At 68.1% G+C, this 20,612-nt stretch carries 23 protein-coding genes; 14 read left to right on the top strand and 9 right to left on the bottom strand.

The features are described 5' to 3' along the window. The first annotated feature begins 1 nt into the window (after position 1). From U1703_RS12415 to U1703_RS12395, 5 genes are read left to right on the top strand one after another with little or no spacing between them, the layout of a single operon-like run. Complete coding sequence (locus U1703_RS12415) at positions 2–604, top strand: riboflavin synthase (RefSeq protein ID WP_332785942.1); 603 nt, start codon at positions 2–4, stop codon at positions 602–604. Beyond that, positions 594–1,745 (top strand): 3,4-dihydroxy-2-butanone-4-phosphate synthase, encoded by a 1,152-nt coding sequence (gene ribB, locus U1703_RS12410; protein WP_320453579.1) that lies wholly within the window; start codon positions 594–596, stop codon positions 1,743–1,745. Before U1703_RS12415 ends, ribB begins: the two co-directional genes overlap by 11 nt. Then, the gene (gene ribH / locus U1703_RS12405) at positions 1,745–2,164 is read left to right on the top strand and encodes a 6,7-dimethyl-8-ribityllumazine synthase (protein WP_320453578.1); all 420 of its coding nucleotides are present in this window, start codon (positions 1,745–1,747) and stop codon (positions 2,162–2,164) included. Before ribB ends, ribH begins: the two co-directional genes overlap by 1 nt. Further along, positions 2,161–2,709 carry a GNAT family N-acetyltransferase gene (locus tag U1703_RS12400; protein WP_332785941.1) on the top strand — a complete coding sequence of 183 codons (549 nt, stop codon included), beginning with the start codon at positions 2,161–2,163 and terminating at the stop codon, positions 2,707–2,709. Before ribH ends, U1703_RS12400 begins: the two co-directional genes overlap by 4 nt. Then, positions 2,676–3,128 carry a hypothetical protein gene (locus U1703_RS12395; protein WP_332785940.1) on the top strand — a complete coding sequence of 151 codons (453 nt, stop codon included), beginning with the start codon at positions 2,676–2,678 and terminating at the stop codon, positions 3,126–3,128. The genes U1703_RS12400 and U1703_RS12395 overlap by 34 nt, the downstream gene beginning before the upstream one ends. Before the next feature lie 124 nt (positions 3,129–3,252). Here U1703_RS12395 and U1703_RS12390 read toward each other — a convergent pair whose 3' ends face one another. Continuing rightward, on the bottom strand, positions 3,253–4,347 hold the full coding sequence (locus U1703_RS12390) for an alkene reductase (protein WP_332785939.1): 1,095 nt from the start codon (positions 4,345–4,347) through the stop codon (positions 3,253–3,255). A gap of 65 nt (positions 4,348–4,412) precedes the next feature. Between U1703_RS12390 and U1703_RS12385 the strand changes: the two genes are divergently transcribed. From U1703_RS12385 to U1703_RS12360, 6 genes are all read left to right on the top strand, one after another. Further along, a complete protein-coding gene (locus tag U1703_RS12385) occupies positions 4,413–5,405 on the top strand; it encodes a DMT family transporter (protein WP_332785938.1) in 993 nt (330 codons plus the stop codon). Further along, the gene (locus U1703_RS12380) at positions 5,395–6,084 is read left to right on the top strand and encodes a COQ9 family protein (RefSeq protein WP_443025807.1); all 690 of its coding nucleotides are present in this window, start codon (positions 5,395–5,397) and stop codon (positions 6,082–6,084) included. The genes U1703_RS12385 and U1703_RS12380 overlap by 11 nt, the downstream gene beginning before the upstream one ends. Positions 6,085–6,268: 184 nt before the next feature. Beyond that, positions 6,269–6,520, top strand: coding sequence for a FeoA family protein (locus U1703_RS12375; protein WP_414712072.1), 252 nt, complete (start codon positions 6,269–6,271; stop codon positions 6,518–6,520). Between the two features lie 16 nt (positions 6,521–6,536). After that, positions 6,537–8,396 carry a ferrous iron transporter B gene (gene feoB, locus U1703_RS12370; RefSeq protein ID WP_332785937.1) on the top strand — a complete coding sequence of 620 codons (1,860 nt, stop codon included), beginning with the start codon at positions 6,537–6,539 and terminating at the stop codon, positions 8,394–8,396. A gap of 20 nt (positions 8,397–8,416) precedes the next feature. Next, positions 8,417–9,007 (top strand): single-stranded DNA-binding protein, encoded by a 591-nt coding sequence (gene ssb / locus U1703_RS12365; RefSeq protein WP_332785936.1) that lies wholly within the window; start codon positions 8,417–8,419, stop codon positions 9,005–9,007. Positions 9,008–9,094: 87 nt separating this feature from the next. After that, the gene (locus U1703_RS12360) at positions 9,095–10,642 is read left to right on the top strand and encodes a sensor histidine kinase (protein WP_332785935.1); all 1,548 of its coding nucleotides are present in this window, start codon (positions 9,095–9,097) and stop codon (positions 10,640–10,642) included. 226 nt (positions 10,643–10,868) lie between these two features. On the opposite strand, the gene U1703_RS12355 is transcribed toward U1703_RS12360, so the two are convergent. The 3 genes from U1703_RS12355 to metX all read right to left on the bottom strand — a co-directional run bounded on the left by U1703_RS12355 (position 10,869) and on the right by metX (position 13,079). After that, positions 10,869–11,261 (bottom strand): response regulator, encoded by a 393-nt coding sequence (locus U1703_RS12355; protein WP_320453570.1) that lies wholly within the window; start codon positions 11,259–11,261, stop codon positions 10,869–10,871. Between the two features lie 67 nt (positions 11,262–11,328). Next, entirely contained in the window at positions 11,329–11,922 is a 594-nt protein-coding gene (gene metW / locus U1703_RS12350; protein WP_332785934.1) for a methionine biosynthesis protein MetW, read from the bottom strand. Beyond that, positions 11,919–13,079, bottom strand: a complete 1,161-nt coding sequence (metX, locus tag U1703_RS12345) for a homoserine O-acetyltransferase MetX (protein ID WP_320453568.1) — start codon at positions 13,077–13,079, stop codon at positions 11,919–11,921. The genes metW and metX overlap by 4 nt, the downstream gene beginning before the upstream one ends. Before the next feature lie 64 nt (positions 13,080–13,143). On the opposite strand from metX, the gene hisC reads away from it, so the two are divergent. Together hisC and U1703_RS12335 are read left to right on the top strand one after the other, a co-directional pair. Beyond that, complete coding sequence (gene hisC, locus U1703_RS12340; RefSeq protein ID WP_332785933.1) at positions 13,144–14,262, top strand: histidinol-phosphate transaminase; 1,119 nt, start codon at positions 13,144–13,146, stop codon at positions 14,260–14,262. Further along, positions 14,262–15,173: a prephenate/arogenate dehydrogenase family protein gene (locus U1703_RS12335; protein ID WP_320453566.1), complete on the top strand. Its 912-nt coding sequence runs from the start codon at positions 14,262–14,264 to the stop codon at positions 15,171–15,173. Before hisC ends, U1703_RS12335 begins: the two co-directional genes overlap by 1 nt. Positions 15,174–15,275: 102 nt before the next feature. On the opposite strand, the gene U1703_RS12330 is transcribed toward U1703_RS12335, so the two are convergent. The 4 genes from U1703_RS12330 to ftsE are packed head-to-tail and all read right to left on the bottom strand — an operon-like array spanning position 15,276 to position 18,155. Continuing rightward, a complete protein-coding gene (locus U1703_RS12330; RefSeq protein ID WP_332785932.1) occupies positions 15,276–15,986 on the bottom strand; it encodes a lysophospholipid acyltransferase family protein in 711 nt (236 codons plus the stop codon). Beyond that, the gene (locus U1703_RS12325; RefSeq protein WP_332786012.1) at positions 15,983–16,519 is read right to left on the bottom strand and encodes a YdcF family protein; all 537 of its coding nucleotides are present in this window, start codon (positions 16,517–16,519) and stop codon (positions 15,983–15,985) included. The genes U1703_RS12330 and U1703_RS12325 overlap by 4 nt, the downstream gene beginning before the upstream one ends. Then, complete coding sequence (locus tag U1703_RS12320) at positions 16,516–17,412, bottom strand: cell division protein FtsX (protein WP_332785931.1); 897 nt, start codon at positions 17,410–17,412, stop codon at positions 16,516–16,518. The genes U1703_RS12325 and U1703_RS12320 overlap by 4 nt, the downstream gene beginning before the upstream one ends. Then, the gene (gene ftsE / locus U1703_RS12315; protein ID WP_332785930.1) at positions 17,409–18,155 is read right to left on the bottom strand and encodes a cell division ATP-binding protein FtsE; all 747 of its coding nucleotides are present in this window, start codon (positions 18,153–18,155) and stop codon (positions 17,409–17,411) included. Before ftsE ends, U1703_RS12320 begins: the two co-directional genes overlap by 4 nt. Before the next feature lie 200 nt (positions 18,156–18,355). On the opposite strand from ftsE, the gene U1703_RS12310 reads away from it, so the two are divergent. Next, positions 18,356–19,096, top strand: a complete 741-nt coding sequence (locus U1703_RS12310) for an MJ0042-type zinc finger domain-containing protein (RefSeq protein WP_332785929.1) — start codon at positions 18,356–18,358, stop codon at positions 19,094–19,096. Positions 19,097–19,122: 26 nt separating this feature from the next. On the opposite strand, the gene U1703_RS12305 is transcribed toward U1703_RS12310, so the two are convergent. Further along, positions 19,123–20,517: an MATE family efflux transporter gene (locus tag U1703_RS12305; protein ID WP_443025806.1), complete on the bottom strand. Its 1,395-nt coding sequence runs from the start codon at positions 20,515–20,517 to the stop codon at positions 19,123–19,125. Positions 20,518–20,612: the final 95 nt, after the last annotated feature.

The raw sequence follows: 20,612 nt of genomic DNA, 5'->3' as shown, positions 1-20,612 counted from the left end.
TATGTTTACCGGGATCGTCACCGACATCGGCTCCGTCACCGCCGTGGAAACGCGCGGCGACACGCGAGTCGTCATCGCCACCGCCTATGACACGGGCTCCATCGACCTGGGCGCGTCGATCGCCTGTTCGGGCGTCTGCCTGACCGTGGTCGAGAAAGGCCCGAACTGGTTTGCGGTCGACGTCTCGGCCGAGACGATCGGGCGCACCGCCGACCAGTGGACCATGGGCCGCCCCCTCAACCTCGAACGCGCGATGAAGCTGGGCGACGAGCTGGGCGGGCATATCGTGACCGGCCATGTCGACGGCGTCGGCCATGTCGTCTCGGTCGCCGAGGAAGGCGGATCGCACCGGGTCTTCGTGACCGTGCCCACCGACCTTGCCCCGTTCATGGCGACCAAGGGTTCGGTGACGGTCGACGGCGTCTCGCTGACCGTCAACAGCGTCGAAGACCGTGCCGACGGGACCGTCATCGGCCTGAACATCATCCCCCACACCGCCGCCGTCACCACGCTGGGCGGCATCACCCAAGGCCAGCGCGTCAATATCGAGATCGACGTGCTCGCCCGTTACCTGCAGCGCATGGAGCATTATCGTGGCCGCTAATCCCGACGCCCTGGCCGGTCTGCGGCGCGGTTTCCTGTCCAGCCCCGAAGAGATCATCGACGAGGCGCGCAACGGCCGCATGTTCATCCTGGTCGATGACGAGGACCGAGAGAACGAAGGCGACCTGGTCATCCCCGCCCAGATGGCGACGCCCGAAAAGGTCAACTTCATGGCGCGGCACGGGCGCGGGCTGATCTGCCTGGCGATGACGCGCGAGCGGGTCGACACGCTCGGCCTGCCACTGATGAGCCCGAAGAACGGGACGCGGCATGAAACCGCCTTCACCATCTCGATCGAGGCGCGCGAGGGCGTGACGACCGGCATTTCGGCGGCCGACCGGGCGCGGACCATCGCGGTGGCGATCGATTCGAACCACGGTGCCGATGCGCTGGTGACGCCGGGCCATGTCTTCCCGCTGGTCGCGCGCGACGGCGGCGTGCTGGTGCGCGCAGGCCATACCGAGGCGGCGGTCGACGTCGCGCGGCTGGCCGGCCTGAACCCCTCGGGCGTGATCTGCGAGATCATGAACGAGGACGGGACGATGGCGCGGATGGACGACCTGGTGTCGTTCGCGCAGCTCCACAATCTGAAGATCGGCACGATCCGCGACCTGATCGCCTATCGCCGCCGCTACGACCATCTGGTCGAGTTGCAGTCGGAGGCCACCTTCGAAAGCGAATGGGGCGGCACCTGGACCGCGCGCGCCTATCGCAACAAGGCGACGGGCACCGAGCAGGTGGCGCTGGTCAAGGGCAAGCTCGACACCACGCAACCCGTGCTGGTGCGGATGCACGCGCTGTCGCCCTTCGCCGACGTGTTCGGCGAGGCAGGCGCGCGCGGCGCGCTGCTCGCCAAGTCGATGCGCATGATCGCCGAGGAAGGCGCGGGCGTGATCGTCGTCATCAACCGCCCGCGCACCGACGCCTTCACCACCGCTGTCCGCCTGAAGGCGGGTGAGGAGGTGCAGATCGATATGGAGGAACTGCGCGATTACGGCGTCGGCGCGATGATCCTCGCCGAAATGGGCGTGCAGGACATGGTGCTGCTGACCAACACCCACCACACGCTGATCGGGCTCGACGGCTATGGCCTGTCGATCGTCGGCGAACGTCGCATCGAGAATTTTGAGGGAGACGCCTGATGGCGCATGTGTTGATCGTCGAGGCGCGTTTCTACGAGCATCTGAACGACCTGCTGCTGGCGGGTGCGCGTGCCGCGATCGAGGAAGCGGGCCACAGCCATGAGACGATCACCGTCCCCGGCGCGCTGGAGATTCCCGGCGCGGTGGCGATGGCGGCCGATACCGGACGCTATGACGCATTCGTTGCGATCGGCGTGGTGATCCGCGGCGAGACCTATCATTTCGAGATCGTGTCGAACGAGAGCGCGCGCGGCCTGATGGCGCTGACCATGGACGGCCTGCCGATCGGCAACGGCATCATCACCACCGAGAACGAGGCGCAGGCGCTGACCCGCGCCCGCCCGGACGAAAAGAACAAGGGCGGCGAAGCGGCCAAGGCGGCGCTTGCCATGCTGGCGCTGAAGGGCCGGTTCGGATGACAATCCCCGTCCTCCAGACCGAGCGGTTGACCTTGCGGCCTCCCTCGGCGGAGGATTTCGAGGCCTGGGCAGCCTTTCATACCGAGGAGGACACGATGCGCTTCCTCGGCGGCGTGCAGAAACGCGGGGCGGCGTGGCGCAATATGTGCACCATGGTCGGCGCGTGGCATGTGCGCGGCTTTGCGATGTTCTCGGTGATCGAACGCGACACCGGCCGCTGGGTGGGCCGGATCGGCCCGTGGCAGCCAGAGGGCTGGCCGGGGCGCGAGGTCGGCTGGGGCATCGCTCGCGCGTTCGCCGGGCGCGGCTATGCCTATGAGGCGGCGTGCGCGGCGATGGACTATGCCGTCGACACACTCGGCTGGGATCATGTGATCCATACCATCGACCCGGACAATAGCGGCTCGATCAAGCTGGCGCAGCGGCTGGGTTCGGTGAATCAGGGGCCAGTCAGCCTGCCCGCGCCGCTCGAGGATTTCCGCGTCGACGCCTGGGGCCAGAGCGCCGACCAGTGGCGCGCAAGACGGGCGCGCACCACCGCATGACCGACATGCCGCCCACCCGCTTTCGCGTCGTCGAGCGGGGGCGGCGGCTGGAGGTGATCGACACCCAGGCGGGCCAGACGCCGCCTGCGCGTCGGGCGGAAGCACCGCGCCCGATGGAGGGCGGCAAGCCCCGGTTCAGGCTGCCCGAGAAGATACGCTTCGACGGCGGCGGTTCCTGGGCGACCGACAGTTTCTACGACACGAAGGGGCCGCGTACCCTGACGTTGGACGCGGGCGCTATGCGCAAGCTGCGCTATGCGGGGGCCGGGCTGGTGGCCTTGGTGATCGTGTGGGCGCTGCTGGCCGCGATCCTGCCCGCTCTGTGGGGGGCACCGCTGCTGCTGATCAATTCCAAGGTGCGCGACACGCTGCGGGAGCAGGCGACGACATTCATCGACGGGCTGGATAGCGACGAATAGCGCGCACCTCCGTTTTTGCTGATCGCGATGATGTCTGCTCGTGCAAAGGGTCCACCCCGGCGGAGGCCGGGGTGGTCGCCGTAAGAATGCGGGGCGGGAAGCGATATGCCCCCGCCCCCTCACCTCACGCCGCGCGATTCTGCTCGGCGAGCGTCGGGTAATCGATATACCCCTCCGGCCCCTGGCTGTACCAGGTCTTCATATCGCTCTCGTTGAGCGACGCGTCGGTGCGCAGCCGCTCGGGCAGGTCGGGGTTCGCCAGGAAGGTGCGGCCGAACGCGATGCCGTCCGCGACACCCGAATCGAGCGCCTTTTGCGCCTTTTCGCGGCTGTCATAGTCGCTGTTCAGGATCAGCGGCCCCTTGAAGACTTCGCGGATCTGCGGCGAGAGCTTGGGCACGTCGGTCTTGCCGAACGTCCCGTCAGGTCCCGGCTCGCGCAGTTCGAGGAAGGCGATGCCCAGGTCCGACAGCATCTTGGCCGCGGGCACGAAGACCGAGGCGGGATCGCTGTCGTCCACACCCTGGCTGTCACCATTGGGGGACAGGCGAACGCCGACCCGCTCCTTGCCCGCGACGGCGATCACCCGTTCGGTGATTTCGCGGAGCAGGCGGATGCGGTTTTCGGGGCTGCCGCCATATTCGTCCTCGCGGGTATTGGCCCCGTCGCGCAGGAATTCGTCGACCAGATAGCCGTTGGCGGCATGGATCTGCACCCCGTCGAACCCGGCGGCCAGCGCATTGCGCGTCGCCCGCTCGTAATCCTCAAGCAGACGCGGGATTTCCGAGAGTTCGAGCGGCCGAGCCGTCTCGAAGTCCTTCTTGCCCTCATAGGTATGCGCCTGCCCCTCGGTACGGGTGGCGGAGGATGAAACCGGCTGCGTGCCCGTCACCGAGCTATGTACCTGACGGCCCATATGCCAGAGCTGGGCGACGATCCGGCCGCCCGCCTTGTGCACGGCGTCGGTCACGGGCTTCCATGCCTCGACCTGCTCGTCACTCCACAAGCCCGGCGCATAGGGCCAGCCCAGGCCCTCGCGGCTGATACCGGTAGCCTCCGAGATGATCAGGCCCGCACTGGCGCGCTGGGCGTAATATTGCGCCATGATCGGCGTCGGCACCGCTTCCCGTGTGGCGCGGGCGCGGGTGAGCGGCGCCATCAGGATACGGTTGGGGGCGTGGATCGCCCCGAGATCGATGGGGTCGAAGAGCGTTGGCATCAGAATGCAATCCTTTCGCGGCCTTTCCGGCCTGACGCAACGCAGATAGGGCGTTAAGGGACCCCATGCCCGTGTCCGCCCCCCCAAGAAAAAATGAGCGCGTTGAAAGCGCTGGTCTATCGGGCCGGAGCGGAACCAACCCATTGCCTTCGACACCGCCGCTCGCTTTCGCGGCGGTCATCCTCGCCAATGTCGCGCTCGCCTTCGGACCGCTGCTGGTCCGCATGGCCGATACCGGGCCGGTCGCATCGGCCTTCTGGCGGATCACCCTGGCCGCCCCGGTACTGGTGCTGATCGCGCTGGTCGGGCGTGCGAGACCGCGAATGCCGGGCAAGGGACAGGCGGGGTTGTGGGCGCTGCTGCTGATCGGCGGGATCGCCTTTGCGGGCGATCTGGGCACCTGGCACATCGGAATCCGCCAGACGACGATGGCCAACGCCACGCTGTTCGGCAATTCGGCGACCTTCATCTTTCCGCTCTATGGCTTCCTCGTCGCGCGGGCCTGGCCGTCGCGCACCCAGGGTCTTGCCCTGATCCTGGCCGCGATCGGTGCCGGGTTGCTGATGGGGCGCAGCTATCAGGTCGATCCGCGCCATCTGGTCGGTGACCTGCTGTGCGTGCTGGCGGGCATCCTCTATGCGCTGTATTTCATCCTGATGTCGCGGGTGCGGGTGTCCATGCCGCCGGTCGCGGCGCTCGCCTGGTCGACCATGGCCAGCATCGTGCCGCTGTTCGTCTTCGCCACGCTGCTGGGCGAGCGGGTGTGGCCCGGTCACTGGAGCGCGCTGATCCTGCTGGCACTGGGGAGCCAGATCATCGGCCAGGGGTTGATGATCTATGCGCTGGGCCTGCTCAGCCCATTGGTCGTCGGCCTCGCGCTGCTGGTGCAGCCGATCGTGGCGACGGCGATCGGCTGGGTGGTATATGGCGAGACGCTGGCGCTGCCCGATCTGGTCGGCGTGGCGATGGTCGCCATCGCGCTGGTGATGGTACGGCGCGGATCGAGCGGGACGGTTGCCAAGCCGGGCGCCAAAGCCGAACGACAGGATGACGGGTAAGATGATGACCGAGGCTGCCATGACCGATGTTCAGGACCTGACTCTCGACGAGGTGCGCGTGGCGCTGGCCGAGGGGATCGCCGCCAATGCCGCGTTCGACGGCTGGGGCGACGATGCGCGCGACATGGCGGCGGATGCGGCCGGGATCGACCGCGACATTGCGCGACTCGCATTCAAGGACAGCGCCGTCGCGATGATCGACGCCTGGTTCGCGCAGATCGACGCGGCGATGGTCGAGTCGGTGCCCGTCGAACGGGCCGCGCAGATGAAGATTCGCCAGCGCATCACCGCGCTGGTCGAGGCACGGCTGGCCGCCGTCGCCCCGAATCGCGAGGCGTTGCGCCGCGCGCTGACGATCCTGGCGATGCCGCAGAACGCCGCGAGCGGCGCGCGACTCGGCTGGCGGACGGTCGATACGATCTGGGCACAGGCCGGCGACACCGCCACCGACTATAACCACTATACCAAGCGCGCGACGCTGTTCGCGGTCTATGCCTCGACCATCGCGGTGTTCCTGAACGACGAGAGCGAGGATCATGCCGATACGCGCGCCTTCCTGGCGCGTCGGATCGACGGGATCATGCGGTTCGAGAAGTGGAAGGCGGGCATGGCCAAGCGGGGCGAGAACATGCCGAGCCTGTCGCGGTTTATCGGGCGGTTGCGGTATCCGGCGGTGTAAGGGTCGGGCGCTCCCCTGGCCTTCGACTTCGCACAAACTGGACGGAGCGAGGCAATGGGGCCTGGCATAGACATCCGTTCGCACCGAGCGAAGTCGAAGTGCACGCCCCGAACCCGCCCAAACCCGTCATCCATTTCACCAGCGGGTAATTGATAATCAATCGCACTGTGGTTATGTACACCCCATGGCGATGCTCAGCAGTCTCGAAACCCTTCCCCGGCGGCAACCGGCGACCGTGGCCGCGATCGACTGGACGCAGCTGGCGCTGCCCGAGGCGCGGCGCCTGCGCGAACTGGGTTTCGACGAGGGCGTCGGGATCGAGGTGTTGCACCGCGCGACCCTGGGCGGCGGGCCGATCGCCTGTCGGATCGGCCGGATGACCGTGGCGTTGCGTCGCCGAGTCGCGGCCTCGATCCGCGTCGCGACGGGCGCTTGAGGTCCAACCGACCATAATGAACGCCGCACCGCTGGTCGCGCTCGTCGGCAACCCTAATGCCGGCAAAAGCGCCCTGTTCAACGCGCTCACCGGCGCGCGACAGAAGGTGGGCAACTATCCCGGCGTCACGGTCGAGCGGCATTCGGGCCGACTCGTGCTGGACGATGGCCGCCCGATCGAACTGGTCGACCTGCCCGGCGCCTATAGCCTCGACCCCGGCAGCCTGGACGAGGAGGTCACGCGCAACGTCGTCATGGGATCGCAGGCGGGCGAGCGTCGCCCCGACGCGATGGTCGTCGTGGTCGATGCCGCCAATCTCGACAACCACCTGCGCTTCACGCTTCAACTGATCGCGCTCGGCCTGCCGGTCGTGGTCGCGCTCAACATGGTCGACCTGGCCGAGCGCGACGGCCTGACACTCGACGCCGACATCCTCGCGCGTGAGCTGGGCGTGGCGGTCATTCCCACCGTGGCGGTGCGCCGTCGCGGCCTGGACGCACTGAAGGCCGAGATCGACCGGCTGGTCAGCCAGCAGCGCGGGCACGCCGTCGCGGCCGCCGACAAGATCGACGACATCGTCACGCTGCAACGCCGCGCGCGCCAGATCGCCGCGACCGCGACGGTGGCCGAGACGCCGACCCGCCGCTGGACGCACATGCTCGACTCGGTCGCGCTGCATCCCGTGGTCGGGCCGATCCTGCTGGTCGGCCTGCTCTTCATCATGTTCCAGGCGGTCTTCGCCTGGTCCGAGGCGCCGATCGGCTGGATCGAACAGGGCTTCGTCTGGCTGGAGGCGCAGGTGGGCGCCGCCTTGCCGGAAGGCTGGGTCCGCAGCCTGATCACCGACGGCCTGATCGCCGGTGTCGGTGCGGTCATCGTTTTCCTGCCGCAGATCCTGATCCTGTTCCTGTTCATCCTGGTGCTGGAGGCGACCGGCTATATGGTCCGCGCCGCCTTCCTGATGGACCGGCTGATGGCGCAGGTGGGCCTTTCGGGCCGTGCCTTCATCCCGCTGCTGTCGTCCTTCGCCTGCGCGGTGCCGGGGATCATGGCGACGCGGACGATCGATGACGAGAAGGACCGGCTGACCACCATCCTGATCGCGCCACTGATGACCTGCTCGGCGCGACTGCCGGTCTATACGATCATCATCGGTGCGTTCATTCCCGACCGGCAGGTGCTGCCCTTCGTGGGGTTGCAGGGACTGGTGCTGCTCGGCCTCTATCTGATGGGCATCGTCGGCGCGTTCTTCGCGGCGCTGCTGCTGCGCCGGACGGTCACCAAGGGTGCGTCGTCGGGCTTCATGATGGAAATGCCCAAATATCAGTGGCCGCATATCCGCGACGTGGCCCTGGGCCTGTGGAGCCGCGCGCTGATCTTCCTGAAGCGCGCCGGGACCACCATCGCGTTGACCACCGTCATCCTGTGGGCGCTGCTGTCCTTCCCCAAGCCGCCGGAAGGCTCGGGGATCTCGCCGGTCAATTACTCGATCGCAGGCCGCATCGCGAGCGGGATCGAGGTCGTGGTCCGCCCGATCGGCTTTAATCGCGATATCGCCCTGGCCCTCGTCCCCGCCATGGCGGCCCGCGAGGTCGCGGTCGCGGCGATCGGCACCGTCTATGCCATCGACGATACCGAGCATGAGGGCGGGCAGAAGGCGATGACCGACAAGCTCAAGCGCAACTGGTCGATCCCCACCGCGCTCGCCTTCCTGATGTGGTTCGTCTTCGCGCCGCAGTGCATCTCGACCATCGCGGTGACACGCCGCGAAACCAATGGCTGGAAATGGCCCGCCTTCATGGTGGGCTACCTTTTCGTGACCGCCTATGTCATGGCGGGCATCACATATTGGCTGGCCGTATTCGCCGGCCTTTAGACCAAGCACAGGACTGATACATGGCGGGCAGCGTCAACAAGGTGATTCTCGTCGGCAATCTGGGACGCGATCCCGAGAGCCGCTCCTTCCAGAATGGCGGCAAGGTGGTCGAACTGCGCATCGCCACGTCCGAGTCGTGGAAGGACCGCAACAGCGGCGAGCGCAAGGAAAAGACCGAGTGGCACACGGTCAAGATCTTCAACGAAGGTCTGGCCAATGTCGCCGAGCGTTTCCTGCGCAAGGGCTCCAAGGTGTACATCGAAGGCGCGCTGACCACCCGCAAGTGGCAGGACCAGCAGGGTAACGACCGTTACTCGACCGAGGTGACGCTGCAGGGCTTCAACTCGGTGCTGACCATGCTCGACGGCCCCGGCGGCGGCCAGGGCGGCGGCGGCGGTCGTGGCGGCAGCGACTTTGGCGGCGGTGACGATTTCGGCGGCGGCGACTTCGGTGGCGGGTCGAGCGGCTATGGCGGCGGGAGCGGCGGCAACCGTGGCGGCGGCGCGGGCAGTTCCGGCGGCACGGCGCCGAGCGGGAACGGCGGCAATCGTGGCGGGTTCGGACAGGGCGGCGGTTTCGCCGACGATCTGGACGACGACGTTCCGTTCTGATCGGGCGCGTCCCATCAGGTAAAGAACATGCAGGATACGGGGTTACACGAGGATCGGGGCGCAGATCATGGGAATGGGGGGATGGACATGCTCGACCCCCTGACCATCCCCGAGGAGACGCGGGCCGCGATAATCCAGGCCTATGACCTGTCGGGCTATCGCGACAGCGGTTGCCTGGACGATTTGGCGGCGTTTGCGGCCGAATTGTGCGGCACCCCCGTCGCGCTCATCAGTCTGGTCGAGGAAGAAACTCAGCAATTCCTGGCGGCGATCGGCTTTGACGAGGCTCGAACGCCACGCGATACCTCGTTCTGTGCCCATGCCATGGTCGCGGGCGACCCGGTGATGGTCATCCCCGACGCCAGCACGGACCCGCGTTTCCTCGACTTCCCACTGGTGTCGGGGCCGCCCCATATCCGTTTCTATGCGGGCGCGCGTCTCGTGTCGCGCGAAGGCGTGCCGCTGGGCGCGATCTGCGTCATATCGCCCGAGCCCCGGCCGGAGGGGCTGACCCATTTCCAATATTGCGGACTGGAAATCCTGGCGACCGCCGTCATGGGCCGGTTGCAGGATCGTCGCGCCCAGCTGGAATATGAGCGCACCGTCGAGGCGTCCGAAGCGCGCGTCGCCGACAGCGAGCAGCGCTTCCGCACGCTGGCCGATACCATGCCGCAAATGGTCTGGTCGACGCTGCCCGACGGTTTCCACGACTATTACAACGCCCGCTGGTATGATTTTACCGGCATGCCCGATGGTTCGACCGATGGCGAAGGCTGGAGCGGCATGTTCCATCATGACGATCAGGACCGGGCCTGGGCGCGCTGGCGACATAGCCTGACAACCGGCGAGCCCTATCAGATCGAATATCGCCTGCGCCATCGCGACGGCACCTATCGATGGGTCCTGGGGCGCGCATTGCCGATCCGCGACGCCGAGGGGCGGATCATCCGCTGGTTCGGCACCTGCACCGACATTCACGAGCAGAAACTGGCGCTGGAAGAACGCGAGATCGTCAGCCAGGAACTCAGCCACCGGATCAAGAACATCTTTGCGGTGATCTCGGGCCTGATCGCCTTTGCCGCGCGCAGCCATCCGGACTTTTCGGTAATCGCGCGCGATCTGCGCGACCGGATCACCGCGCTGGGCCGCGCGCACGACTTCGTCCGCCCGCATAGTGCCCAGTCACGGCCCAAGGCGCGGCAGGACTCGCTGCATGGATTGCTCGGCGACCTGTTCGAACCTTACCGCGATGGCGAGGCCAGCTTGCGTATCCATGTCGCGGGTGACGATGTGCCGGTCGACGACCGCTCGGCAACGCCGTTGGCGCTGCTATTCCATGAACTGGCGACCAATGCCGCCAAATATGGCGCGCTGTCGGCGATCAACGGCCATGTCACACTGTCGAGCCATTGCCGGGGCGAGATGGTCACGCTCTGCTGGCAAGAACGTGACGGCCCGCAGCTGGAGGCCACGCCCGCCCATGCCGGTTTCGGCTCGCAACTGGTCGAATTGTCGGCGGTTCGCCAGCTGGGCGGAACGGTACGGCGTGACTGGCAGCGCGAGGGGCTGGTCGTGACGATCGACGTGCCGCTGGCCGCCTTCAGCCGACCGCCCGGAACAGGCCCCTGTCGCTAGAATTTGATCCATCCAATTCGAAGCGCCACCCCGGCGGAAATAACGCTACAGGTCTGGTCCGGTGGATCAAACTCTGGGGACAGCCGCCCCTTTCCATGCCTCGCATCGCACCCCTTCCCTTGGCGGGAAGGCGTAGAGACCAAATAGTCTGAAGCGGGTTATTTCGGGAAACGGGCGGAACCATGCGTTCCGGCCAACATCAGAATTCAACGGCCCGCCGGGGCGCTCACATCACCATACCGAGCGGGATGACGTCCTCGTTCGGGGCCGCCGACTGGCCCGCCGCCATTGCGGCTGCGGCCAGGATCGCGCGTTCGCTGAACGGCTTGCGGATATAGCCCAGCGCCTTGATGTCCGATCCGATCTGCGACGGGTTGGCGGTCACGAACACGATCGTCACGCCGAAATCATCGGCCAGCCGACGCGCGATCTCGGGCCCCGTCGCACCGTCGCGCAGGTTCACGTCGACAAAGGCAAAGGAGCAGCCGGGCGCGGTTTCAAGAGCGGTGCGGCTATCCGCCGCGATCCCGGCCACGTTATAGCCGGCATCGGTCAGAATGCGCTCCAGATCGAGGGCTACGAATATCTCGTCTTCCACGATCAGGGCGGTTTGGCTCATGTCAAATTCCCGTCACTTTCGTCCTCAACAGTCTTGATCCAAATAAAGTTCCGCAACTGTCGCCGTTTCAGCGACGTAACAGGAAAACGGCATGTTCGGCGCGGAAATTGGCCGCCGCCGCGCTGGTCGGGCGGCCACGCGACAGGAACCAGCTGCCCTCGACGGTGATCCGGCGCTCGCGGACGAAGGCCCGGAAATCGTCGATCGTCACATGGTGGATGTTGGGCGTGTCATACCATTGTTCGGGCAGCAGCGGCGTCACCGGCATCCGCCCGCCCCACAGCAGCGACAGCCGCACCCGCCAATGCGCGAAGTTGGGGAAGGAGACGAAGGCGCGGTTGCCGATGCGCAGCAGGTGATCGAGCACATGGTCGGGTGCACGCGCGGTCTGCAACGTCTGGCTGAGGATCGCATAGTCGAACCCCTTGTCGGGATAGCCCGCCAGGTCGATGTCCGCGTCCCCCTGCACCACCGCCAGCCCGCGCCCGACCGCCGAGGCGACATTGGCCGGATCGATCTCCAGCCCGCGAGCGTCCACGCCCGCACCGTCGCGCAGCGCCGCCATCAGCTGGCCGTCGCCACAGCCGATATCCAGGACGCGCGCGCCGCGTGCGACATGCCGCGCGATGATCGCCAGGTCGGGGCGAAGCGGCTCGCTCATGGCTCGGCCCGCAGGAAGCCGTCGATCACCCGGTTCATCTCGGGCGCTTCGAGCAGGAAGGCGTCATGGCCGTAGGGACTGGACAGCTCGACGAAGCTCGCCGCCGCGCCCGCCGCGTTCAGCGCCTGCACCACGGCGCGCGACTCGGCGGTGGGATAGAGCCAGTCGGTGTCGAAGCTGACCAGGCAGAAGCGCGTGGCCGTCCCCCGGAAGGCGTTGGCGAGCAGCCCGCCATGCTCCTCCGCCAGATCGAAATAATCGAGCGCGCGGGTGATATAGAGGTACGAGTTGGCATCGAACCGATCGACGAAGCTCAACCCCTGGTGCCGCAAATAGCTCTCGACCTGGAAATCGGCGTCGAAGCCGAAGCTCTTGGCGCCGTCCGGCCGGTCGGGCCGCGCCTGGAGCCGCCGCCCGAACTTCTCGGTCAGCCCCGCCTCGGACAGATAGGTGATGTGCGCCGCCATCCGCGCGACCGCCAGGCCGGCAGCGGGGGGATCGTTCGATTCGTAATAGGCCCCGCTGCGCCACTTCGGATCGGCCATGATCGCCTGTCGCCCGACCTCGTGAAAGGCGATGTTCTGCGCCGAATGCCGCGCGGTCGAGGCGACCATGACGCACGCGCGCACCCGCTCCGGATAGGTCGCGGCCCAGCTGATCGCCTGCATGCCGCCCATCGAGCCGCCGACCACGGCCTTCAACGGCCCGACGCCCAGATGGTCGAGCAGCATGGCCTGCGCGCGCACCATGTCGCGGATGGTGATGACCGGAAAGCGCATCGCCCAGGGCTCGGCGGTCGAGGGATCGATCGTCGCCGGGCCCGACGATCCCATGCAGCTGCCGATCACGTTCGAACAGATGATGAAGTGCCGCGCCGGGTCGATCGGCTTGCCCTCCCCCACCAGCCGGGTCCACCAGCCGGGCTTACCGGTGCGCGGATGGGGCGAGGCGACATGCTGGTCGCCGGTCAGCGCATGGCAGATCAGGATGGCGTTGGAGCCATCGGCGTTCAACGTGCCATAGGTTTCGTACCCGATCTCGACCGGGGACAGCAGCCCGCCGCCGTCGAGCCGAAGCGGCCCCGGCAGCACGACATGGCGCGACAGACCGAAACGCCGGTCGTCGCTATGAGATAAAGCGGAAACGGAAGCGGCCATGGAGGAATATCCGCTAGGCCGCGATGCTTGGCAACGCAAGGGCGGGGCCGCTATGGCGTTCGCCATGACCGAGCTCAAAGCCCCCGAACCAATCTCCTGGGTCAAGGCGATCGCGCCCTATGTCCCCGGCCGTGCGACGACCGATGACGGGCGCAAGGTCGTCAAACTCTCGGCCAACGAGAATCCGCTGGGCACCAGCGAAAAGGCGCGCGCCGCCTTCGCCGCCGCCGCCGCGCATCTGGAGCGCTATCCCGATCCGGGTGCGACCGCGCTGCGCGAGGCGATCGGCGCGGTCCATGGCCTGGACCCGGCACGGATCATCTACGGCACCGGCTCTGACGAGATCCTGCACCTGGCGGCGGGCGCGTTCGCGGGACCGGGGGACGAAATCATCCATGTCCGCTACGGCTTTGCGGTCTATGAGATCGCGACCCGCCGCGTCGGCGCGGAGCCGGTGGTGGTCGCCGACCATGACTATGCCACCGATGTCGACGCGATCCTGGCCGCCGTGACGGCCAAGACCAAGGTGGTGTTCGTCGCCAACCCCAACAACCCGACCGGCACCTATGCGGGCGCGGGCGAGATCGCGCGGCTCCATGCCGGGCTGCCTAGCCATGTCCTGCTGGTCCTCGACCAGGCCTATGCCGAGTATCTGGAGCCGGGCGAGGATGATGGCGGCCTCGCGCTGGCCGAGCGTGCGGGCAATGTGCTGGTGTCGCGGACCTTCTCGAAGATCCACGGCCTGGCCGCCGAGCGGATCGGATGGGGCTATGCCGCGGCCCCGATTATCGACGCGCTCCACCGTATCCGCGCGCCGTTCAACGTCACCATCGCCGGGCAGAATGCCGCGATCGAGGCGATCCGCGACCGCGCCTTCGTCGAGGCGTCGCGCGCGCACAATGCGAAATGGCTCGGCTGGTTCGAGGAGCAGATCGCGGGCCTGGGCAATGCGGGCCTGCGCTGCGTGCCGTCCAAGGCGAATTTCTCGCTGGTGCTGTTCGAGGGTGAGTTGACCGCCGAGTGCGCCTATCACGGGCTGATGGATGCGGGCTATATCGTCCGCTGGCTGCCCGGACAGGGTCTGGGCCAGGCTCTGCGCATCACCATCGGCGCCGAGGACGAGATGAAGGGCGTGGTTGCTGCGCTGCGTGCCATGGTCGGATCAGAGGGGAAGCGGGCATAATGCTGCCCTTCGCGCGGATCACCATCATCGGGCTCGGCCTGATCGGCTCCTCGGTCGCGCGCGCGACGCGCAAGGCGATGCCGACCGCGCGGATCACCGCCTATGATGCCGACCCGGAGGTGCGCGAGACGGTGCGCGCGCTCGACCTGGCCGACGACGTGGCGGACACGGCGGGGGCGAGCGTGATCGACGCCGACTTCGTCATCCTGTGCGTGCCGGTCGGCGCGATGGGCGCGGTCGCGGCCGAATTCGCCGACGACCTCCCCCAGGACGCGATCGTCTCCGACGTGGGCAGTTGCAAGGCCGCCGTCCTGACCGCGCTGGCCGAGGCGCTGCCCGGCACGACGATCATCCCCGCCCACCCCGTGGCGGGCACCGAGCGCAGCGGACCGGAGGCGGGCTTCGCCACGCTGTTCCAGAAGCGCTGGTGCATCGTCACCCCGCCCGAGGGCGCGGACGAACTGGCGGTCGAGCGGGTGGCGGAATACTGGCGACGGCTGGGCGCCGATGTCGAGCTGATGGCCCCCGACCATCACGACCGGGTGCTCGCCGTCACCAGCCATCTGCCGCACCTGATCGCCTATACGATCGTCGGCACCGCCAGCGACCTGGAGGAAGTGACCCAGTCCGAGGTCATCAAATATTCCGCCGGTGGTTTCCGCGACTTCACCCGCATCGCCGCATCGGACCCGACCATGTGGCGCGACGTGTTCCTGACCAATCGCGAGGCGGTGCTGGAGATGCTCCAGCGCTTCTCGGAGGATTTGAGCCAGCTGCAACGCGCGATCCGCTGGGGCAAGGGGGACGAGCTGTTCGAGTTGTTCAGCCGCACCCGCGCCATCCGCCGCTCGATCATCGACCAGGGCCAGGACGATGCCCGCGAGGATTTCGGGCGGAACCACGAGGGTTGAGATAATCCTCCCCTGCAAGGGGAGGGGGGCCGCCTCGAAGCGGTGGTGGAAGGGCGCCGCCGCGAGCGACGACCTGCATGGAAGCCCCCCCTCCGTCAGGGCTTACGCCCTGCCACCTCCCCGTGCCGGGGAGGATTCCAGCGCATTCATCGCCGCATGCACCTTCGCCTCCGCCTCCGCGCGCGGCAGGCCGGGGGGGATCACCTCACCGAAGCGCAGCGTCACCACGCCGGGCCGCTTGAGTCCTTTCCGCGGCCACACGATCCCCGAATCGGTCGCCACCGGCACCACCGGCATGTTCAGCATCCGATAAAGGCCTGCAAAGCCGGGCTTGAGCGGCGGCGTCTCGCCGGGCTTTACCCGTGTGCCCTCGGGAAAGATCATGATCGCGCGGCCCTGTTTCACCGCGCCCTGCGCATCGCGCATCATGCCGCGCATCGCCTTGGCCGAGGCGTTGCGATCGACGACGATCGCGCCGTATTTGCGGACCGTCCATCCCCAGACCGGGATATTGGCCAGTTCCCGCTTCAGCACCATTGCCGGGCCGTCCAGGATGCGTTGCAGCTCCATCGTCTCGAACATCGCCTGGTGCTTGGCGGGATACAGCGCCGGGGTCGTCGGCCGCGTCCCTTCCACCCTGACCCGGATACCCAGGATCCAGCGCGTGCACAGCCGATGGAATGTCGTCCAGGCCGTGGCCCAGTGCACCACCGCATGACGCCCGCCGACCGCGATCAGCGGCGACAGCAGCGCCATGACCGCCGACACCGGATAGAAGATCGCGACGAACATGATGTTGCGAAGAAGAATCACGCGCCAATCCCCGTCCAAAGCGCGATCCTGCGCAGGATCAGCTTGTTATATTCATTGACCAACGTGCCCATGCGCGGCTCCGACGGCACACCGTCGCCCAGCACCAGCACCTGCTTGTCGAGCGCGGCGATCAATTCCATCTTCGCGCGCGGCAGATGCCAGTCGGAGGTGACCAGCCGCACGGTGCGATAGCGATGCTGACGCACCCAGGTCGCCGTTTCCTCGGCATTGGAGCGGGTGTCGACCGCCTCGCCGCCCAGGTCGATGCAGCAGGCGAACAGCGACGGCGACGTGCGATAGGTCCGCGCCAGGTCGATCGGCCGCACGCCCGGCGCGACGCCGGTGACCAGCATCCGCTTGGCCTGATGCGCCTTGAGCAGCGCGATCCCGCGATCGATCCGCCCCGGCCCGCCGGTCGGCACCACGATCGCATCGGTGGTGTTGTTCTCCAGCGGGTGCGGCAGGGTCAGCATGAAGGCCGCGAAGCCCAGGCACCAGGCAAGCGCCGCCAGACCGATCAGCCGCAGCATCAGAGCATCCGCCGCATCTGGCGCAACACCGCCAGCCGCGCCGCGACAACCGCCAGCGCGACGAAGCCGAAGGGCAACGCGGTCAACATGCCCAGGTCGGCGACACCCAGTTGCAGGCCGCCGAGCAGTTCGGATTCGAGCGCGCCGACCTGCCGCGCGATCAGCAATATGGCCCCGCCCGCGATCACGCTGCCCGCCACCGCGCCGATCCCGGCATCGAGCGCGATCCGCCGCTGGAACAGCCGCGCCACCTGTCGGTCGGTCGCGCCCAGCATATGGATGACCTCGATCGTGGCGCGGTGCGCCTCCAGCCCGGCGCGCGCCGCCAGCATGACGACGGCCCCGGTCGCCACCAGCATCAGCAGGATGATCGCCCCGGCCAGCCAAGCGGCGGTGTCGAGCAGCCGCCCGACCGGCCCCAGCCAGGTCGCATGGGCATCGACCCGCGCCGCCGGGCTGGCCCGCGTCACCGCCGCCGTCACCCGCGCGATCGCGGCCGCATCGTCGCTGTTCAGGTCGACATCGACCAGGGCCGGGACGGGCAGGCCCGCCGCCTCGGCATCGGTGCCCAGCCAAGGCTCCAGCATCCGCGCCAGATCGGCCTGCGCCACCGGCGTCGCCCGCGCGACATCGGGCAGGGTACGCAGCACGCGCAGCACCTGCGCGGCGGCGGCGTCGCGGCGCTGCGCCTCGCCCTCGACGATCTGGACGGTCAGCCGCCCCGCCATCTGCCGGTCGAGCGCACCCGCCGCATGCGCGGTCGCCAGCCCCGCCGCGCCGGACAACAGCGTCAGGAACAGCATGATCGCGATGACCCAGCTCATGACATGCGCGCCGCCGCCATCGTCGAGCGCGCGCGCTTCCGCCCCGCCCCGCGTCGCTTTGGTCCGTGTCACAGGCCGCTCCGCACGATCGTCGAGCGCGGGGCCAGAGGGGCCGGGGGCGGAGCTGGTGTCGGCACCTCGGGCCATTCGGCGTCGACCAGGCGACCGCGTTCCAGATGCAGGTGGTGCGCACCCGGCACCCGTTCGATCAGGTGCCAGTCATGCGTCGCCATGACGACGGTGGTGCCCAGGCGGTGCAGCGAGCTGAACAGGTGAAGCAGCCGCTCGGCCATGGCGGGGTCGACATTGCCGGTGGGCTCGTCGGCGACCAGCAGTTCGGGCCGGGCGATGACCGCCCGCGCGATCGCCACCCGTTGCTGCTCACCGCCCGACAGGGTCGCGGGCCGCGCGCTCGCGCGTTCGGACAGGCCGATCCATGCCAGCATCTCGCGCACCGCGCGCGCAATCTCCGATTCGCTCATGCCCGCGACGCGCAGGGGGAGCGCGATATTGTCCGCCGCCGACAGATGCGGGACGAGCCGGAAATCCTGGAACACCACGCCGATCCGCCGCCGAAAGCCCGGCAGCCGGTCCCGCGGCAGGATCACCGCATCCTCGCCGAACAGGCGGATGATGCCCCGGCTGGGCCGCTGCGACAGATAGAGCAGGCGCAGGAGCGACGTCTTGCCCGCGCCGCTGGCGCCGGTCAGGAAGTGGAACTGGCCCGAGCGCAACGTGAAGCTGACGTCGCACAGGGTTTCCTCGCCCGCGCCGTACCGAAGGCCGACATTCTCGAACTGGACGATGTTCGCCATGCTCCCTCGGCCTTGGCATGGCCCGCCGCTCTCTTCAAGTTCCGCGCTTCATGCTTGCCACGGCTAGGGGCGGCGTGCTTACTGAATGGACGGGGGCCTGAACCGGATGGCCTCTCCGTCTGTGACCCGTCCTGTTCGTCCCCGTCCTGTTCGTCCCCGTCCTGTTCGTCCCCGTCCTGTTCGTCGAAGTGCCTGTCCGCATGATCCTGGAATGCCCTGAGTGCCGCACCCGCTATCTGGTGCCCGACAGCGCGATCGGGCTCGAAGGGCGGACCGTGCGCTGCGCGAATTGCCGACATAGCTGGTTCCAGTCGCCGCCCGAGCCGGAGGACGAGCCGCCCGTGATGGCGCCCCTGCCGCTGGGCGATGTCACGCACGAGCCCTTGGTCGAGCCGCCGGCCCCGCCCCCACCGCCGCCACCCGTGATCGCGCCGACGCCCGCGCCGCCGATCCTGGCGCAGGAGGATGCGGGCTTCGACGCCTTTGCCCATCGCCCGCCGTTCCGCGCCCGCCGCAACCCGGTGCGCCGCTGGACGATCGGTGCGGTCGCCGCCTGCCTGTTGCTGCTGCTTGCCACCGCCGCGATCATGTGGACGGGGATGCCGGGCATCGGCGGCTGGCTGGGCCTGGGCAAGACCGAGTCGGCGCTCGAATTGCGGTCCAATCCGATCGAACGGCGCGAGCTGGAAAACGGTTCGGAGCTGTTCGCGATCTCGGGTCAGATCATCAATCCCTCGGCCAGCGCCCAGCGGGTGCCCGACCTGCGCGCCGAGCTGAAGGATGCGCAGGGCCGCGTCGTCTTTTCCTGGGCGATCGCGCCGCAGCAGCGGACGCTGGGCCCCGGCGCCTCGATCGACTTCAACTCGGCCAAGCTGGACGTGCCGCCCAGCTCCAAGCGGCTGGACCTGAGCTTTGCCGGAGAGGGCCGCGCAACGAACTGATGCGGGTTGCCGGCGTGGGCTTCGGCCTACGCCGCCCGCAACCGCCGCGCGACGACCGCAAAGCGCGTCCCGTGCAGAACCGCCGCCACCAGCATCCCCAGACCCGATGCCCAGGCGAGCGCCGACGCCCCCCACCCGGCCGATACCAGCCACCAGCCCAGCCCGCCGGTCACCACGAAATAGGCGATGATGCTGTTGATCCCCGCCGCGACCTGATCGTTCAGCGAGCGCAGCGCGTAGACCAGCACGACCTGCACCCCGTCGAACACGATGAACGGCGCCCAGATCATCAGCATGGCGGCCGCGGCCCAGTGCGCGTCGGGCAGGGCCGGGAACAGGCCGACCACCGTCTGTGGTACGGTCCACAGCCCCAGGCTGCACAGGCCCATCGCCAGCGCCGCCATGCCGACCGCCAGCAGGCTGCGCGGCACGGCGGTGCGCGGCGCGCCCTCGCCCACCGCATTGCCCGCCCGCACACCTGCCGCCGATCCCAGCCCGATCGCCAGCGCGAAGGTGACGTTGTGCAGCGAGAAGACGATCTGGAAACCATGCGCGGTCGCATCACCCAGCCGCGTCGACAGCGCGATCAGGACAGCGAACCCGGCCAGCTCCAGCCCCGAGGCGATGGCGGGCACCGCGCCGAATCGCGCCAGCCCGGCCGCCCCGGCCAGCGTCGGGGCCCAGGCCGCCCGGTCCATCCGCCGCAGCCCTCGCGCCTGCGCACGCGGCAGGGTCACCGCGCTGGCCACCATCGCGACCGCCCCGATGGCCGAGGCGATGACCGTCGCCAGCGCCGCCCCCACCGCCCCGAGTGCGGGCAGTCCCACCTCGCCCCCCGCCAGCGCCCAGGCGAGCAGCGCATTGATCGGTAGGATCGACAAATTGACCATGGTCACGCGGCGCGGACGGCTGATCCCCTCCAGAAAATAGCTGGCGGCGATCATCACCATCTGGAACGGATAACCCAGCGCCATGACCACCACGACCCGCGCGCCCGGTGCGACCAGCGGCGGTGCCACCCCGATCCCGGCGAGCAAAGGTGCCGCCCCCAGCCCCAGGATCAGCATCGCCGCGACCCCCAGCATCAGTCCCAGCACCATGCCGTCGCGCATCGCCTGCCCCGTGGCGGGCAGGTCGCCCGCGCCGTCGGCCCGCGACGCGCGCACCAGCACCCCCGACAGCCAGGCCAGCCCGGTGACGATCGCGATATAGGTCAGCGAACGGCTCGCCGAGAGGGCGGCCACCTCATGCTCGCCCACCTGGCCGACCACGACCACATCGGTGACGTGCAGGATCGTCCAGTTCAGGCTGGTCAGCATCACCGGCCACGCCAGGCCGAGCAGATGGCGCACCTCTGTCCGGTAGGGGGTCCGATCGGGGGCCGGGGGCCGAACCCCATCGGGGCGGAGGTTTTGCGTCATGCCCCACACCTAGGAACGAAGAAGGTTGGACGAAAGGCATTGCGCAGTCCGTATCGCTTTGCTAGGGGCACCCGCCTACCAGCCCTCCGGCTTGC

Source organism: Sphingomonas flavida (assembly GCF_036663655.1).
GTDB lineage: Bacteria > Pseudomonadota > Alphaproteobacteria > Sphingomonadales > Sphingomonadaceae > Sphingomonas.
Note: the sequence above shows the minus strand (reverse complement) of the source record. Positions and strands in the feature narration are given on the sequence as shown.